Consider the following 15,596-nt stretch of genomic DNA (forward strand, 5'->3'; position numbering starts at 1 on the left):
CGTTACCTCGGGGGCGCGGTAGATGGGCCGGCGGGGGCGCGGCAGGCGGGACGCCCGGAGTCCTACTTCCCCGGAGTCCCCGACCTCTGCGGTGCGATGGGTGCCGTCGCCGCCGACTGCGGGGAGTCCGCGCTGGAGTAGACCGACGGGGCCGCCACCGTCGCCGTCGGGTCCGGGGCGTCCTCGGCGTTCTCGGCGGCCGTCGCGCCGCCGACGATGCGGATGCTGGCCGCGTCGAACGCCCGCTTGATGCGCCAGCGCAGCTCCCGCTCGACCGTGGCCGACTTGCCGGGCATGGTCCTGGCCGAGACCCGCACCACCATGGAGTCGATGAGCACGCTGTCCAGGCCCAGCACCTCCACCTGACCCCACAGCAGCTCGTTCCAGGGCTCTTCCTTGCTCATCTTCTCGGCGACCTCGTCCAGCGTCGCCTTCACCCGGTCCAGGTCCTCGCTCGCCTTCACGGTCACGTCGACCCCGGCCGTCGCCCAGCCCTGCGAGAGGTTGCCGATCCGCTTGACCTCGCCGTTGCGGACGTACCAGATCTCACCGCTGTCGCCGCGCAGCTTGGTCACCCGCAGCCCGACCTCGATCACCTCGCCGGAGGCCACCCCCGCGTCGATCGTGTCGCCGACGCCGTACTGGTCCTCCAGGATCATGAACACGCCGGAGAGGAAGTCCGTCACCAGGTTCCGGGCGCCGAAACCGATCGCCACACCGGCCACACCGGCCGACGCCAGCAGCGGCGCCAGGTTGATCTTGAAGGTGGACAGCACCATCAGCGCCGCCGTGCCGAGGATCAGGAAGCTCGCCACCGAGCGCAGCACCGAGCCGATCGCGGCCGCCCGCTGCCGGCGCCGCTCCGCGTTGACCAGCAGCCCGCCCAGCGTGCTGCCGTCCGCGGCCTGCACCGACCGGGTCATCCGGTCGATGAGCTGGGTGATCGCCCGCCGCACCACCGCTCTCAGCGCCACCGCCACGACCACGACCAGCAGGATCTGCAGACCCATCGCGAGCCAGGTCGACCAGTTCTGCTCCACCCAACTCGCCGCGTTCGTCGCGCTCTCCTGGGCGTCCTGGAGCGAGGGAACGGGCGGTGCCGTCGAACCCGCCGGGGACGGAGAAGGGGAGGGTGACGGGGACGCGCCGGCGGCCAGCAGGACGACGGGCAAGGACACGGCAGGTACCTCCATGGTGCTGCGCGGTCCGCTCCGGTGGGGGCGGTCAAGGTCTTCGTGATTACGAAAAGGTCACCGGGCGGACAGAACCACCACACTAACGGGGCATTGTGTGTGCCCCGCGCCGTTCCGCCCAAGGGAGACCGGTCTCACCTGCGCTTGAACCGGCCATGATCCGGGGGATGCTCCGGATGTGGTCGAAAACACTCCCAGCCCGTTACCGGGACATGGTGGCGCGTCCACCAGGCATGAGGGGAGACTGACTGCAGATCGTCCCGGCGCGAGCCACGCGCCGCCGACGCCCAAGGAGGCACCCGTGCCGCACGTCCTGGTCCTCAACGCGTCGTACGAGCCACTCGGCGTCGTACCGCTCCGTCGCGCGCTCGTCCTCGTCCTGGAGAACAAGGCGGTCTCCCTCGAGGAATCCGGCGCCTACATGCACAGCGCAACCGTCACAGTCCCCGCACCCAGCGTGGTCCGGCTCAAGCGATTCGTACGGGTTCCCTACCGGGGGCCCGTTCCTCTCACCCGGCGGGCCCTGTTCGCCCGGGACGGCGGCCGGTGCATGTACTGCGGTGGCGTCGCAACCAGCGTCGACCACGTCATCCCGCGCAGCCGCGGGGGAAAGCACGTCTGGGACAACGTGGTGGCGTCCTGCCGCCGCTGCAACCACGTCAAGGCCGACCGCCACCTGGTCGAGCTCGGCTGGCGGCTGCGCCACAAACCCGCCCCGCCCACCGGACTCGCCTGGCGCATCATCGGCACCGGTCACAGGGACCCGCGCTGGCTGCCCTACTTGCAGCCGTACGGCGCGGACGACGCCATGGCCCGGATCGACGGCATCTCCGCCTGACGGTCCGGGCCTTCGCACACCCCGTGGCGTCCGTCAGCCACGGGGCCCTTCGCCACGCGCGCCGCGCAGCGCGTACCAGGCGGCGCCCAGCACGAACGCGGCCAGCGCCGCCGCCCAGGCGCCCGGTTGCGCACCGGGTTGCATCGGCCACGCCCACACCGTCGCCGCGCGCCCACGCGCCCCCGAGGAGGCGACGTACACGGCGGTGACGTACCCGAACGCCGGCAGCCAGCTCAGCCGCGCCCCCAGCACGACGGCCGCCGCCGCCGTGATCCCCGTGCAGCCGAGCGTGTTGCGGACCACCGCCGGGGGCCCGAAGACCTCCGGACGCCCGAGCACCGCCAGCGACAGCAGCGCCGAGGCCAGCGCGGCCGGCGCGAGCAACTGCGCCAGCCGGCGCGGCCACCAGGGGCGTACGGCCGTACGGTCCAGCTCGTCCGACGCCGAGTACAGGCTCGTCCCGATCACGGCCGACGCCAGCAGCGGGGCCAGCGCGACGATCGGCACCCGGCGGTCCGGGTCGAGATAGGTGTCCAGGCGGTCCGCCGCCCACAGCGCGAAGACGGCGGTACCGGCGAACGCGGCCAGCACGGCCGGCAGGGCTCGGGAACGGGCGTAGAGCACGAGTCCGGTCACAGGGCCGGCACCCCCTTCGCATCACAGCGGCCCCGGGCCGCGAAGTACGCCGACAGCCAGTCCCGGCGCTGCCGCTCGCCCATGCCGGCCAGCTCCGCCCGGGCCGCGCGACGCCTGCGCAGCTCGGCGCGGTCGGCTGCGTCGCCGTGGGCGTGGACCTCGTCGAAATGCTTCTGCGCCGGGCTCGGCGCGAGGTGGTTCTGCACCGCGTCGTCCGCCAGCTGCACCCGTTCGGTCAGCCGTCCGTCGGAGCAGTCACCGGACAGCCCCAGGCCGATGACGGCCTCCCACGCGAACTGCCGCGGATCGGTCAGCCGTCCCCGCACCGCCGACCAGCCGAGCGGTGTGAGGTGCGGCAGCTCGGCCTCCCCCTTGTGCGGCCCGCCTTCGCGGTCCTCCCACCGCACCGGCAGGTTCCGTACGCCTTTCAGCCTGCCCCTGATCCCGGCCAGTGCCTCGCTGACCTGCGGCAGCATGCCCGCGTACCGGGCGTTGACGCAGACCGCCGGGGTGGCGGAGGTGTCGCACACCTGGCGCCGGGCCAGCGGATCGGGCTGCCACAGCCCGTCCCCGGCCTGCACGAGCAGCGTTCCCGCGGCCAGGGCGGCGGCCAGCGGCAGCAGCGCCGCCGCCCGGCGCCGGGCCGCGTACCCGAGCGCGGCGGCGAGCGCCAGCCCGCCCGTCCACACCGCCATCGCGGACGGCTGCCACCACACCGGATGCACCCCGGCCAGCACCCGGTACGACGGGTTCAGCCGGAGCCCCGCGCCCGAGTGGCCCGCCGTGGCGACCCCGAGCCCCACGTACCCCGCCATCGCCAGCAGCGGCGCCGCCAGCCGCGTCGGTACCACCCGCCCCACCACGTGCCCGAGCAGCGCGGCCGCCGCCAGCGCCACCGCGTCCCCGGGCACCTGGGCCGGATGCGGCCGGTCGCCCTGGGAGTACGGCCAGGTGGCGGCCAGGGCGAGCACGGCCGCGACCACATGCCCGACGGCCACCCACGCGGCGACCGGCAGCGCGGACGCCAGCAGCCGGGCGAGCGGCGTGCGCACCACCGTCCCCCACAGCTCCTCGGTACGGCGCCGCCGCTCCCGCCCGCCCTGCCAGCAGCCCGCGGCGGCCGCCAGCGGCACGGTGATCAGCAGCGAGCCGTGCACCTCGGTCGCGGTCTCCGCCCACGCGCCCTGCCAGCGGGCCGAGGAGCCGGCGAGCAGAACCCCGGTCGTCAGCAGCACCACCGCCCCGGCCGCCGGGGCGAAGCCGCGCACCGCTTCGGCACGCAGCGGACGGGGCGTCCGCGCGGGCGCCGTTCGCTCGGCCGGCAGCGTCATCGGACCGCCTCCCGGGCACCCGCGCCCGGCCGGCCCCGGTGCGTCCGCAGCACCGCCGTGTACCCGCGCTCGATCGGATGGTCGCCCGGCCCGCGCGAGGCCATGCCGATCGCGGTGAGCGCCTCCGGGGTGCCCCGATAGGCGATCCGGCCCCCGTCCAGCAGCGTGACCTCCGTACAGGCGGCGGCCACGTCCTCCACCAGGTGGGTGGAGACCACCACGGTGGCGGAGGCGCCCAACTCGCGCAGCAGCTCACGGAACTCCACGCGCTGCTCGGGATCCAGCCCGGCCGTCGGCTCGTCCAGCAGCAGCACCCCCGGATCGTTGACGATCGCCTGGGCGATGCCGACGCGGCGGACCATGCCGCCGGACAGCGTCCTGATCCTGGCGTCGATGCGGTCCGCGAGCCCGACCCGGGCCACCGCCCGCTCGACGGCGGCCGGGGTCCGGGCGGCCGGCACCTCCTTCAGCCAGGCCACGTACGCGACGAACTCCCTGACCGTGAAGCCCGGGTAGTAGCCGAACTCCTGCGGCAGATACCCGAGCCGGCGCCTGATCCCGGACCGCCCGCGCGGATCGGCGCTGTCCTGCCCGAGAATCTCCACCCGCCCGCCGGACGGCTGCGCCACCGTCGCCAGCACCCGGATCAACGAGGTCTTCCCGGCTCCGTTCGGCCCCAGCAACCCGTGCACCCCGGTGCCGAGCACCAGATCGACGGAGTCGAGCGCGAGGGTTCTGCGATGCCGGACGGTGAGGGCGGACATGCGGATGGGCGGCACGGGGCCTCCTGGAAGTCGGGGATGGGTGGGGTGGGGGGTGGGCCGGCCGTCGGCCGTGGGCCTCGGGCCGTGCAGGTGCCGGCCCGGTGGCGTGTGTCGCGAGGGCGGCGGGGCCGGTGACGGCACCGTCCACCGGGGCGAGCGTCGTCCTCAGCGGCGCGGCAGGCGGTCGTACGACGGGCGGCGGGCCCGCAGGAGTACGGCGCTGAGCGCGGCCGCCGCCGCCCAGGCGCCCTGGGCGGTGCTGCCGTCGAGGCAGCGGGCGAGTTGCCCGGCGAGCCGGGCGGTGGCCTCGCCGCCGGGGCCCACGGAGACCGGTGCGAGGACAGCGGCCAGCCAGCCGCCCGCCGTGATCCCGGCCGCCGCCCGGCAGCCGACGAAGGAGGCCAGGGCCAGCGTGGCCAGCGTCAGCGCCAGCCCCGGCAGCAGCCAGGCCGCGGCCGCCGGGGCGCCCGAGGCGGGCAGCAGCAGACCGGTGAGCGTCAGCAGCGGCAGGCTCACCACGAGCACGGCGGCCGTCCGGGTCAGCGCCAGCCGCAGCCCGCCGGCCGGGGTGGCCGCGGTGATCTCGTGCAGCGGATCGGCGTGCGGCCCGTACGACAGGGCGACCCCCGCGACCGGCACCACGGGCGCGATCGCCAGCAGCAGCGCCCGCGCCCCGGGGAAGCCGCCCCCGTGGCCCAGTGCCATCGCCCCGACGGCCACCACCAGCACCGCCGGCAGCCACGCCCCCCGCACGGCCGGCCCGGCGGCCCACAGCAGCCGTGCGAGCCGTGGAAGCCCGGCGGACCGGCGTGCCGGCAGGGCACCCGGAGCCTTCACCGGCGGAAGCCCGGCGTACCGGCGGTGCGACGGCGCCGGAGCCTCGGCCAGCACCGCCTCGCGCACCTCCGCGAGCATCGCCCCGGCCGCCGTGCCGCGCACCGCCTCCGAGACCCGGGCCGCGCAGCCCGCGCAGCTCTCCAGGTGCTTCTCCAGCGACCACGCGTCCGGCTCCGGAAGGGAGCCGTCGGTGTAGCGGGCGACGAGGTCGGCGCAGGCGTGCCAGGTGCGCGCGTTGCCGTCGGTCATGCCGTGCCTCCCAGCGGGGACGGGTTCAGATGGGCGAGCGCGGACCGCAGCTCGGCGCGGGCGCGCCGGGCGCGGGACTTGACGGTGCCCTCGGGTATGCCGAGCAGCCGGGCCGCCTCCCCGGTGCTCAGGCCGTCGACCACGGTCGCGCGCAGCACCTCGCGCAGCTCCGGGGAGATGCGGTCCAGCGCGGTGCCGACCTCGCCGTACTCCAGCCCGGCCAGCACCCGCTCCTCCGCGGACGGCACGGCCGCCCCGGCGGCGTACGGCCGCCCCTCCGCCGTCTCCAGCGGCGCCTGAGCCAACCGCGCGGACCGCTCCTGCGCCCGCCGCGCGTCGACCAGGCGGCGGGCGGCGATGGTCCACAGCCAGCCGCCGGCCTCCTGACCGCGGTGCCCGGACGCCGACCGCCACACCGTGACGAAGGTGTCCTGCAGGACCTCCCGCACGACCTCCGGATCGGCGCATCGCCGCGTCAGCCGGGCGTGCAGCCACCCCGCGTGCCGGTCGTACAGCTCGGCCATCGCCGCCGCGTCCCCCGACGCGACGGCGCGCAGCAACGCCGCGTCCCCGCCGTCCTTCTCCCGCTGGCCCCCCATGGGGCGGAACAGTCTCACACCCCCTCTATCGACCGGCCGGCCGCCGCCGGATCACCGCCGCTGCCGGACCGATCGCCGGACTCCCGGTCGCGGCCGGTCGATCCGGTTCCTGAGAGTGCCGGTCGGTCGCGGGGCGGCTGGGCGGAGGCGGGCCGGTGGTGGTGCCGGGTCGGTCGCGGCGGTGCCGGGTCGATCGCCGGGCCGGGTGCCGCACGGGTGCCCGGCCGGTCCCGGGGAGGTGCCGGGTCGGTCCCGGAGAGGGTGCTGGGTCGGTTCCCGGATGGTGCCGGGTCCCTGCACGATGAACCCCCGACGGCCCCCGCGAACTCCGCGCTCGGCCGTCCGTCCGCTCCGTCGACCCCGCCCTGTGCTCCGCCCACCCCGGCCCCTGCGCTCACGGATCCTCACTCCCCACCCGTGCTGCGCGGACGCCCGCCCCTCCGACCCGCCCCTGAGCTCCCCGGACCCCTGCACCAGCCACTTCGGCCCCCGCGCTCCGCCCACCCCCGCACATGTGCTCCACCGCACCCCCGTGAGTGCCCTCGGCCTCACTGGGTAGGCCTGCCGTAACCAGCGCACGGCGCAGTGATCGACCCCACCGACAAGGAGGCCCCCGTGGCCGCACCGGCTCGTCTTTCGATTCCGGCCCAGTGGAAACCCGTGGCGGAGCCGTCCGCCGAGACCCTCGAGGCGCAGGTGTGCGTGTTCAGCGCGGAGAGCGCCTGCGCGGAGGCGCCCCTGACCAGTGAGCCGCCCCTGCCCGACGCCGAGCCCCTGACCAGCGAGCCGCCGCTCGCCGACGCCGCCCCGCTGACCAGCGAGTCCGACCCCGTCCCGGACTTCTTCGGCGCGGGGCTGTAGATGACCGCGGCGCTCGACGACGAGGAGCTGTCCCGGCTCGCCGGCCTGCACGGCGTCGCCACCTCCTACCGCCCCGCCCCGGACCGTACGGTCGCCGTCCCCGCCTCCGCCGTGGTCGCCGCCCTGGCCGCCCTCGGCGTCGACGCGAGCACCCCGGCCGCCGTGCGCACCGCGCTCACCGCGCGCGAACGCGAGCTGCGCGAACGCCTGCTGCCGCCCACACTCGTCCACTGGTCCGGCGACGCCGAGGTCCCCGCCGCCCTCGCCGCGCTGCCGCCCGGCACCCGGCTGCGCGTCCGTACCGAGGCGGGGGAGGAACGGGACGGCACCGAGGGCCTGCCGCAGGGCGTCCACCGGATCACCGCCACCGCACCCGACGGCCGTACCGGCGAGGCCAGTCTCATCGTCGCCCCGGACCGGCTGCCCGCCCCCGCCGGCCGCTCCTACGGCCTCCTCGTCCAGCTCTACTCCCTGCTCTCCCGGCGCTCCTGGGGCATGGGCGACCTCGGCGACCTCGCCGAGCTGGCCGGCTGGGCGGGCCGCACCGCCGGCGCCGGATTCGTCCAGGTCAACCCGTTGCACGCGGCGGTACCCGGCGACCCCACCGACCCCTCCCCGTACCGGCCGTCCTCGCGCCGCTTCCCCGACCCCGTGCACCTGCGCGTCGAGGAGATCCCCGAGTACGCCTACGTCGACGACCAGAGCCGGCTGCGCACCCTGCTCGACCGCGCCGACCGGCTGCGCGCCGCCGTCCTCGACAAGGGCGCCCTCATCGACCGGGACGCGGTCTGGGAGCTGAAGCGGGAGGCTCTGGACCTGGTGCTCCGCGTCCCCCTCGGGCCCGGACGGCAGGCCGCCTACGACGCCTTCCGCGCCGAGGAGGGACAGGCCCTCGAGGACCACGCCACCTGGTGCGCCCTCGCCGAGACCCACGGCTCCGACTGGCAGCAGTGGCCCGTGGCCCTGCGCGACCCCCGCTCCGCCGAGACCGCCCGCGCCCGCGCCGGCCTCGCCGCCCGCGTCGCCTTCCACAGCCGACTCGCCTGGCTCACCGACGGCCAGCTGCGCGCCGCCCAGCGTGCCGCCCGCGAGGCCGGGATGCGCGTCGGGATCGTGCACGACCTCGCCGTCGGCGTGCACCCCGGGGGTGCGGACGCCTGGGCGCAGCAGGACCACTTCGCCGCCGGCATGTCGATCGGCGCGCCACCCGACGCCTTCAACGCCCGGGGCCAGGACTGGGGCCTGCCGCCCTGGCGCCCCGACCGGCTCGCCGCCTCCGGCCACGCTCCCTACCGCCACCTCCTGCGCGCCCTCTTCCGGTACGCCGGCGCCCTGCGCATCGACCACGTCATGGGCCTGTTCCGGCTCTGGTGGGTGCCGCAGGGCAGCCCGCCCACCGAGGGCACCTACGTTCACTACGACGCCGACGCCATGCTCGCCCTCCTCGCCCTGGAGGCCACCCGCGCCGGCGCCGTGGTGATCGGCGAGGACCTCGGCACCGTCGAGCCCGGCGTGCGCGAGACGCTGCAGCGGCGCGGGGTGCTCGGCACCTCCGTGCTGTGGTTCGAACGGGACTGGGAGGGCGACGGCCGCCCGCTGCCGCCCGAGCGCTGGCGCGCCGACTGCCTGGCCACCGCCACCACCCACGACCTGCCGCCCACCGCGGCCCGGCTCACCGGCGAACACGTCGACCTGCGCGACCGCCTCGGCCTGCTGACCCGCCCGGCCGCCGACGAGCGCGCCGAGGCCACCGCCGACGCCGCCGAGTGGCTCGCCCTGCTGGGCAGCCTCGGCCTGCTCGACAGCCCCGCGGCCGGGCCGCCCGGCAGCGACGAGGAGGCGGAGATCCAGGGCGTCCACCGCTTCCTGCTGCGCACCCCGGCCCGGCTGATCGGCGTCTGGCTCCCGGACGGCGTCGGCGACCGCCGCCCGCAGAACCTGCCCGGCACCTGGGACCAGTACCCGAACTGGCGGCTCCCCGTCGCCGACGCCCAGGGGCGCCCGGTGCCACTGGAGGAGCTGACGGCGTCCCCGCGGCTCAGGTCCCTGCTCGAGGTCCTCCGGAATCCGCCCGGGCCGGCGGGCCCGGACTAGGCACCCCGGCCGCGCGGCCCCGGGAGGCGTTCGCTAACTTGGGGAACGTGGACAAGAAGAACGCCCTGCGCGCCGGCGCCCTGGCCGCCGGTACGACGCTGATGATGCTGCTCATGTCGTCCCCCGCGCTCGCGCTGACCCGCGACGACGGCGACGACCCCGGCCCGGGCCTGAGCGTCGTCCAGACGCTGGGCCTCTACGTGCTGGCTCCGCTGGCGCTGTTCGCGGTCATCACCGGCCTGGTCATGGCGCTGGACAAGTCCCACAAGAAGAAGGACACCACCTCGTCCAACATCGCCACCAAGGGCGAGGCGAAGGCCAAGGCCTGACCACGGCCTGACGGAGTCCTTCCGGTTCTTCCGCATCTTCCGCCGAGGGCGCCTGTCCTCCCGTCCGGGTACGGGTGAGGACGGCGCCCTCGGTGTTTTCCCGGACCGGCTGCCGGCTGCCCGTCGCTCTGGCCGGCCGGTGCTCAGGGGCTCGGCGCGGTCAGGTACCGCTGCACGGTCGGCCCCAGCCACGCCACCAGCTCCTCGCGGGACAGCGCGACGGCGGGGGGCAGCCGCAGCACATAGCGGGTGAGCGCGAGCCCCAGCAGTTGGGCGGCGCACAGCGCGGCCCGCGCCGGAACCTGCTCGGGGTCGGGACACACCTGCCGGGCCACGGGCAGCAACTGGTCCCGGAAGATCCCCTGCATCCGCTCGGCCCCGGCCTGGTTGGTCGCCCCGACCCGGAGCACGGCCGTCAGTTCCTCGTTCTCCTCCCACAGGCCGAGGAAGTGCGTGACGAGGGCCCGGCCGGCCTCCTCGCGCGGCACCTGCCCCAGGTCGGGCAGGTGCAGATCGAGTGCGACGGCCGCCGCGAAGAGGCCCTCCTTGCTGCCGAAGTAGCGCATCACCATCGACGGGTCGATGCGTGCGTCCTTGGCGATGGCCCGGATGGTGGCCCGCTCGTAGCCGTCGGCGGCGAAACGCTCGCGGGCGGCGGCGAGGATGGCGGTTCTTGTGGCGTCGGAGCGGCGGCTCTGACTGGTGGGCATGCTGGCGGTCATGCCAACGAGCGTAGGCCAACATTCGTGTGCCAACAAACGTGTGCCAACAAACGTAGGCCAACAAGTGTTGACACCGTCGGGCAGGCGTCACTACTCTCGTCAACGAGCGTTGGCAAACAATCGTTGGCAAACGAGTGTCGGCAAACATGTGCCGGCAACAGGAGGCCCTCATGAACGGCACCGGCACCAACGGCTCCGCCCCCACCCCGGCGGCCGGCCCCGCCCGCGTCCTCGTGGTCGGCTCCGGCCCCACCGGCCTCCTCCTCGCCGGTGACCTCGCCACCGCCGGCGTCCCGGTCACCGTCCTCGAGAAGCGCCCCCACCGGATCAGCAACCTCTCCCGCGCCTTCGTCCTGCACGCCCGCACCCTCGAGCAGCTCGACGCCCGGGGTCTCGCCGACGACCTGGAGGCGGTGGGGCAGCCCCTCGACCGGCTGAGCCTCTTCGGCCGCCTCTCCATCGACCTCGCCGGCCTCCCCTCCCGCTTCAACCACCTCCTGGTCCTCCCGCAGTACGAGGTCGAGAAGGTCCTGGAGCGACGGGCGGTCGAGGCGGGCGTCGACTTCCGGTACGAGACCGAACTGACCGGCCTGACCCAGGACGCGGACGGCGTCACGGTGCGCGCCCGCGGACCCGAGGGGCGCACGGAGACCCTCCGGGCCGCCTACGTGGTCGGCGCCGACGGCATGCGCAGTGCCGTGCGCGAGGCGGTCGGGCTGCCGTTCCCGGGCAGGTCGGCGATCCGGTCCGTGGTCCTCGCCGATGTGCGGCTCGCCGAGAAGCCGCCGACCCTGCTCACCGTCAACGCCGTCGGCGACGCCTTCGCCTTCCTCGCGCCCTTCGGCGACGGCTACTACCGGGTGATCGGCTGGCATCGGGGCCGCAACGTGCCCGACGACGCCCCGCTGGACCTGGCCGAGGTCCAGGAGATCACCCGGCTCGCGCTCGGCCGGGACTTCGGGATGCACGACGCCCGGTGGATGTCCCGCTTCCACAGCGACGAGCGCCAGGCGCCCGCCTACCGCGTCGGCCGGGTCTTCCTCGCCGGGGACGCCGCGCACGTGCACACCCCGGCCGGCGGCCAGGGCATGAACACCGGCCTGCAGGACGCCGCCAACCTCGGCTGGAAACTCGCCGCGGTGGTCGCCGGTCACGCCGGCCCCGACCTGCTCGACACCTACCAGAGCGAGCGCCACCCGGTCGGCCGGGCGGTGCTGCGCAGCAGCGGCGGCATCGTGCGGCTCGCCATGGCCAAGCGCCCCTGGACGCTGGCGGCCCGCGCCGCGCTGACGACCTTCCTCGACACGGTCGGCCCCGCCCGCCGCAAGGTGGCCGGCCAGGTCACCGGCATCGGCTACCGCTACCCGGCGCCCCGGGGCGCCCACCGCCTCACCGGCACCCGGGTCCCGGACGTCGCCCTGGCCGGCGGCGGCCGCCTCTACGAGGCCCTGCGCGGCGGGCGGTTCGTACTGATCACGCCGGAGCCGTACAAGGCCGGCCGCGTGGACCGGCTGGCCGTGGCGCGCTGGGCGAGCGACCGCCGCACCACCGTGCTGGTGCGCCCCGACGGCTACGTGGCCTGGGCGTCCGACGCGGCCGGCCCGGCGGACACCGAGGCAGCCCTCGCCCGGTACGTCGGCCCCGAGGACTGAACGCCCGCGCCGTTACTTCGCTGTCGTCCCCAGCAACGCCCGCAACAGGTCGGCCAGTTGGCCGGCCTGTTCGTCATCGAGGCCGGACAGGGCCTCGGTCTGTTCCGCCAGGCCCGCGCCGACCGCCTCGTCGATCAGCCGCAACCCCTCGTCCGTGAGAGTGACCTGGAGGGCGCGGCGGTCGTGCGGGTCGGGGGAGCGGCGCAGCAGTCCGGCGCGTTCGAGTTTGTCCAGGCGGCCGGTCATGCCGCCGGTGGTGAGCATCAGCGTCGCCGAGAGCATGCGGGGCGAGAGGGTGTACGGCTCGCCGGCGCGGCGCAGGGTGGCCAGGACGTCGAACTCGCCGCGGGAGATGCCGTACCGCGTGTACGCCTTCTCCATCCGGTCGCCCATCGCTCGCGACAGCCGGAAGATGCGGCCGAAGACCTCCATGGCGCGGGTGTCCAGGTCGGGCCGTACGGCGGCCCACTGGCCGATGATCGCGTCGACGGCGTCCCGGGGGGCGCCGGCCTCGGGGTGCTGGCTGCTCATGGGGGGAGTATCCGCGCCCGCCCGGTCACCCGCAAGAAAGCTACTTGACGCTAAGTAGCTTAGCACTAAGCTAATCATCGCCAAGCATTCTCTCCGCTGCGGAAAGGACCCCGCCGTGAACCGGTCCGCCACCGTGCTGCTCACCGCCCTCGCCCCCGTCTCCTGGGGCACCACCTACGCCGTCACCACCGAGTTCCTGCCACCGGACCGGCCCCTGTTCACGGCCCTGGTGCGCGCCCTGCCCGCCGGCCTGGTGCTGCTCGCCGCCACCCGTGTGCTGCCACGCGGCGCCTGGTGGGCGAAGGCGGCCGTACTGGGCGCGCTGAACATCGGCGCCTTCTTCCCGCTGCTGTTCGTCTCGGCGTACCGGCTGCCCGGCGGGATGGCCGCCGTGGTCGGCTCGGTCGGACCGCTGTTCGTGGTCGGCCTCTCGGCACTGCTGCTGCGGGAGCGTCCGGCCGTGCGCACGCTGCTCACCGGCGCCATGGCCGCGCTCGGGGTGAGCCTCGTCGTCCTCAAGGGGGCCGGCGCCCTCGATCCGGCCGGGGTGCTCGCGGCCGTCGCCTCCACCGCATCCATGGCCGCCGGGACCGTGCTGACCAGGCGGTGGGGCCGGCCGCCCGGTGCCGGACCGCTCGCGCTCACCGGCTGGCAGCTCACCGCGGGCGGCCTGCTGATCGCGCCGGTCGCCCTGCTGACCGAGGGGGCCCCGCCCGCGCTCGACGTCCGCGCGCTGGGCGGCTACCTCTACCTCGCGCTGGCGAACACCGCGGTCGCCTACTGGCTCTGGTTCCGCGGCATCGGCCGGCTCGGCGCCACCCGGGCGGGCTTCCTCGGCCCGCTCTCCCCGCTGACCGCCGCCGTGGTCGGCTGGGCGGCGCTCGGGCAGGCGCTCACGCCCGTGCAGGTGCTCGGCATGGCGCTGGCCTTCGCGGCGACGGCCGCCGGGCAACTGGGCGGCGCCGGGGGCTACGGGCGCCGTACCTCGTACAGGAAGCACCCGTACTCCACCGCGCGCACCTGCACCAGCGCCACCCCGGGATCGGCGAAGGCCTCCGCGAACGCCGGCGCGAAGCCGTCCGGGTCCTCCACCAGGCGGCCGCCGAGGATGCGGCCGTCGGCGGAATAGCGGCGCAGCGTGCGGTGGGCGTCGGTGAAGGGGAGCAGGTCCCCGCGCGGCCCGGCGCATTCCCCGGCGTGGACGAAAACGGGTCCCTGCTCGTCGTAGGCCCCCGGGTCGGCACCCGTTTCGGCCGCCCAGCGGCGCAGGGGCGCGTACGACACCAGGGCGATCCGCTCGCCGGGGGTGCTGCGGCGCAGGCAGCAGCGCAGCGGTGCGCCGCCCTCGGCGTCGGTGAAGGGGCGCGGCGGGCGGCCGGCGTCGTCGGTGGTGCGCAGCTCCTCGAGGGCGGCCGGGGTGATGGGCCGTGCGGTGTGCCTGGTCATGCGGACAGCGTGCCGCGCGGCGGGCGCGTCGTCCGGCGGGATCCGGACGTCGTGTCCGATCCGGCCGCTCTTGACAGGGTCCGCCCCCGGGAGTCCCATGGAACCGCTCAACACCCCTAGTAACACCCTTAGTGTGCAGAGGAGTTGGCATGGCGACACGCATCGTGATCAGGCCGTTGGACAAGAAGGAGACCACGGGAGACAGCAACTCCAGCGGTGCCTGACCGGGGGACCCGCGTGCGGACACCGTGGTCCCGGGGCGCCCTCCATCCAGGGGTGGACGAACTGGAGCGGCGGGCCCGCGCGCTGGTCGCTGCGGCACCCCGAGTGCTGCGGCTGCGTGCCGCCGGCCGCAGCCGGGCCGGCCTGCCGCTGTGGCTGCTGAGCGCCGGTCACGGAGAGCGGCAGATCCTCACCGTCGCCGGGGCGCACGCCAACGAACCGGTGGGCGGGGCCTCCGCGCTCCGGCTCGCCGCTCTCCTCGCCCGCCGCCCGGAGCGGCTGCTCCCGCCCGACTGCACCTGGCACTTCCTGCTCTGCCTCGACCCGGACGGCGCCCGCCTCGCGCACGGCTGGCAGCCGGAGGAGCCGGCCCCGTCGCTGCAGGAGTGCCACCGGTACTTCTACCGGCCCGAGTTCGCCTGCCAGCCCGAGTCGCTGCCGGCGCCCGGCACGGGCCGGGAGCCGCTGCCCGAGTCGGCGGCGCTCGTGCGGCTGCTCGACGAACTGCGCCCGGTGGCCCAGTTCACCCTGCACGGCATCGAGGTCGGCGGCGCCTTCACGATGCAGACCCGGCCGGTGCCCGGTGCCGCGCGCGCCTTCCGTGAGACCGCCGCGCTGCTGCGCATCCCGCTCGACGACCGTCCGGGTGACGGTCCCGACTGGCAGGCGGACCCGCCCGGCGTCCTGCGGCTCCCGGACTCGAACACCGGAAGCGAGCGCGACCCCAGCGGCTTCGTCTCCGAGAGCACCTGGCTGTACCCGCGGCGCCACGGCACGCTGACCGTCCTCGTCGAGGCGCCGGCCTGGTCCGCCCCGGCGGTGAGCGACCCCCGGCCGGCTCCCGACCCGTGCCGGCAGGTCGCGCGGGCGGCCGGGGTGCTGCTGGGCCGGGCCGGGGAGCTGACCCGGCTGCTCGGTGCCACCTGGTGCGAGGACGTGCCCGAGGACCTGCTGCCGCTGCACGCCGCCGCCCGGGAACTGCTGGACGTGGCGCCGTCGATCGCCGCCGGCTGGGAGCAGGAGCGCGCCGGCTCCCGGGGACACTTCGCGACCCTCGGGGTCGCCGCCCGCCGCATCCCGCTGCGCGTGGCGGCCATGGCGCGCCGCGCCCTGGCCCGCACCGCCCCCGGGACGGCCGACGCCCTCACGGACCTGGTGCACGAGTGGTGCCGGGAACTCGACAAGACCTACGAGCTGCGGTGGATCCCGGTGTCCGCGCAGACCGGGCTGCAGGTGCGCACCATGCTCGACATCGCCCGCAGGGTGTGTCCCTGAGCAGGCGAGAGGGTGCC

General features: G+C 75.6%; 15 protein-coding genes and 1 pseudogene. 7 read left to right on the forward strand and 9 right to left on the reverse strand.

Features of this window, described 5'->3' with window-relative positions:
• Positions 1–62 precede the first annotated feature (62 nt).
• Complete coding sequence (locus ACZ404_RS05955; protein ID WP_468436349.1) at positions 63–1,193, reverse strand: mechanosensitive ion channel family protein; 1,131 nt, start codon at positions 1,191–1,193, stop codon at positions 63–65.
• Between the two features lie 301 nt (positions 1,194–1,494).
• Here ACZ404_RS05955 and ACZ404_RS05960 point away from each other — a divergent pair, with 301 nt between their 5' ends.
• Positions 1,495–2,031, forward strand: a complete 537-nt coding sequence (locus ACZ404_RS05960) for an HNH endonuclease (RefSeq protein ID WP_070027169.1) — start codon at positions 1,495–1,497, stop codon at positions 2,029–2,031.
• Positions 2,032–2,064: 33 nt separating this feature from the next.
• On the opposite strand, the gene ACZ404_RS05965 is transcribed toward ACZ404_RS05960, so the two are convergent.
• The 5 genes from ACZ404_RS05965 to ACZ404_RS05985 all read right to left on the reverse strand — a co-directional run bounded on the left by ACZ404_RS05965 (position 2,065) and on the right by ACZ404_RS05985 (position 6,447).
• Positions 2,065–2,667: a hypothetical protein gene (locus ACZ404_RS05965; RefSeq protein ID WP_468436350.1), complete on the reverse strand. Its 603-nt coding sequence runs from the start codon at positions 2,665–2,667 to the stop codon at positions 2,065–2,067.
• On the reverse strand, positions 2,664–3,998 hold the full coding sequence (locus ACZ404_RS05970) for a hypothetical protein (RefSeq protein ID WP_468436351.1): 1,335 nt from the start codon (positions 3,996–3,998) through the stop codon (positions 2,664–2,666). Before ACZ404_RS05970 ends, ACZ404_RS05965 begins: the two co-directional genes overlap by 4 nt.
• Positions 3,995–4,762 carry an ABC transporter ATP-binding protein gene (locus ACZ404_RS05975; RefSeq protein ID WP_468437156.1) on the reverse strand — a complete coding sequence of 256 codons (768 nt, stop codon included), beginning with the start codon at positions 4,760–4,762 and terminating at the stop codon, positions 3,995–3,997. The genes ACZ404_RS05970 and ACZ404_RS05975 overlap by 4 nt, the downstream gene beginning before the upstream one ends.
• Positions 4,763–4,927: 165 nt before the next feature.
• The gene (locus ACZ404_RS05980) at positions 4,928–5,848 is read right to left on the reverse strand and encodes an anti-sigma factor family protein (protein ID WP_468436352.1); all 921 of its coding nucleotides are present in this window, start codon (positions 5,846–5,848) and stop codon (positions 4,928–4,930) included.
• Positions 5,845–6,447 carry an RNA polymerase sigma factor gene (locus ACZ404_RS05985; RefSeq protein ID WP_468436353.1) on the reverse strand — a complete coding sequence of 201 codons (603 nt, stop codon included), beginning with the start codon at positions 6,445–6,447 and terminating at the stop codon, positions 5,845–5,847. Before ACZ404_RS05985 ends, ACZ404_RS05980 begins: the two co-directional genes overlap by 4 nt.
• Before the next feature lie 615 nt (positions 6,448–7,062).
• Here ACZ404_RS05985 and ACZ404_RS05990 point away from each other — a divergent pair.
• The 3 genes from ACZ404_RS05990 to ACZ404_RS06000 are packed head-to-tail and all read left to right on the forward strand — an operon-like array spanning position 7,063 to position 9,731.
• Positions 7,063–7,308 (forward strand): hypothetical protein, encoded by a 246-nt coding sequence (locus ACZ404_RS05990; RefSeq protein ID WP_468436354.1) that lies wholly within the window; start codon positions 7,063–7,065, stop codon positions 7,306–7,308.
• Positions 7,309–9,402 carry a 4-alpha-glucanotransferase gene (gene malQ, locus ACZ404_RS05995; protein ID WP_468436355.1) on the forward strand — a complete coding sequence of 698 codons (2,094 nt, stop codon included), beginning with the start codon at positions 7,309–7,311 and terminating at the stop codon, positions 9,400–9,402.
• Between the two features lie 47 nt (positions 9,403–9,449).
• Positions 9,450–9,731 carry a hypothetical protein gene (locus ACZ404_RS06000; protein ID WP_468436356.1) on the forward strand — a complete coding sequence of 94 codons (282 nt, stop codon included), beginning with the start codon at positions 9,450–9,452 and terminating at the stop codon, positions 9,729–9,731.
• A gap of 143 nt (positions 9,732–9,874) precedes the next feature.
• Here the strand turns inward: ACZ404_RS06000 and ACZ404_RS06005 are convergent, their stop codons facing one another.
• Complete coding sequence (locus ACZ404_RS06005; protein WP_468436357.1) at positions 9,875–10,453, reverse strand: TetR/AcrR family transcriptional regulator; 579 nt, start codon at positions 10,451–10,453, stop codon at positions 9,875–9,877.
• 170 nt (positions 10,454–10,623) lie between these two features.
• On the opposite strand from ACZ404_RS06005, the gene ACZ404_RS06010 reads away from it, so the two are divergent.
• Entirely contained in the window at positions 10,624–12,105 is a 1,482-nt protein-coding gene (locus tag ACZ404_RS06010) for an FAD-dependent monooxygenase (RefSeq protein ID WP_468436358.1), read from the forward strand.
• A gap of 12 nt (positions 12,106–12,117) precedes the next feature.
• On the opposite strand, the gene ACZ404_RS06015 is transcribed toward ACZ404_RS06010, so the two are convergent.
• Positions 12,118–12,636 carry a MarR family winged helix-turn-helix transcriptional regulator gene (locus ACZ404_RS06015; protein WP_468436359.1) on the reverse strand — a complete coding sequence of 173 codons (519 nt, stop codon included), beginning with the start codon at positions 12,634–12,636 and terminating at the stop codon, positions 12,118–12,120.
• 115 nt (positions 12,637–12,751) lie between these two features.
• Between ACZ404_RS06015 and ACZ404_RS06020 the strand changes: the two genes are divergently transcribed.
• On the forward strand, positions 12,752–13,765 hold the full coding sequence (locus tag ACZ404_RS06020; RefSeq protein ID WP_468436360.1) for an EamA family transporter: 1,014 nt from the start codon (positions 12,752–12,754) through the stop codon (positions 13,763–13,765).
• Here ACZ404_RS06020 and ACZ404_RS06025 read toward each other — a convergent pair.
• A pseudogene (locus tag ACZ404_RS06025) lies at positions 13,672–14,181 on the reverse strand (DUF1203 domain-containing protein); the annotation flags it as partial. The gene ACZ404_RS06020 and the pseudogene ACZ404_RS06025 overlap by 94 nt on opposite strands.
• A 177-nt stretch (positions 14,182–14,358) precedes the next feature.
• Between ACZ404_RS06025 and ACZ404_RS06030 the strand changes: the two are divergent.
• Entirely contained in the window at positions 14,359–15,579 is a 1,221-nt protein-coding gene (locus tag ACZ404_RS06030) for a M14 family zinc carboxypeptidase (protein ID WP_468436361.1), read from the forward strand.
• Positions 15,580–15,596: the final 17 nt, after the last annotated feature.

It is taken from the genome of Streptomyces sp. NPDC030798 (genome assembly GCF_055572275.1).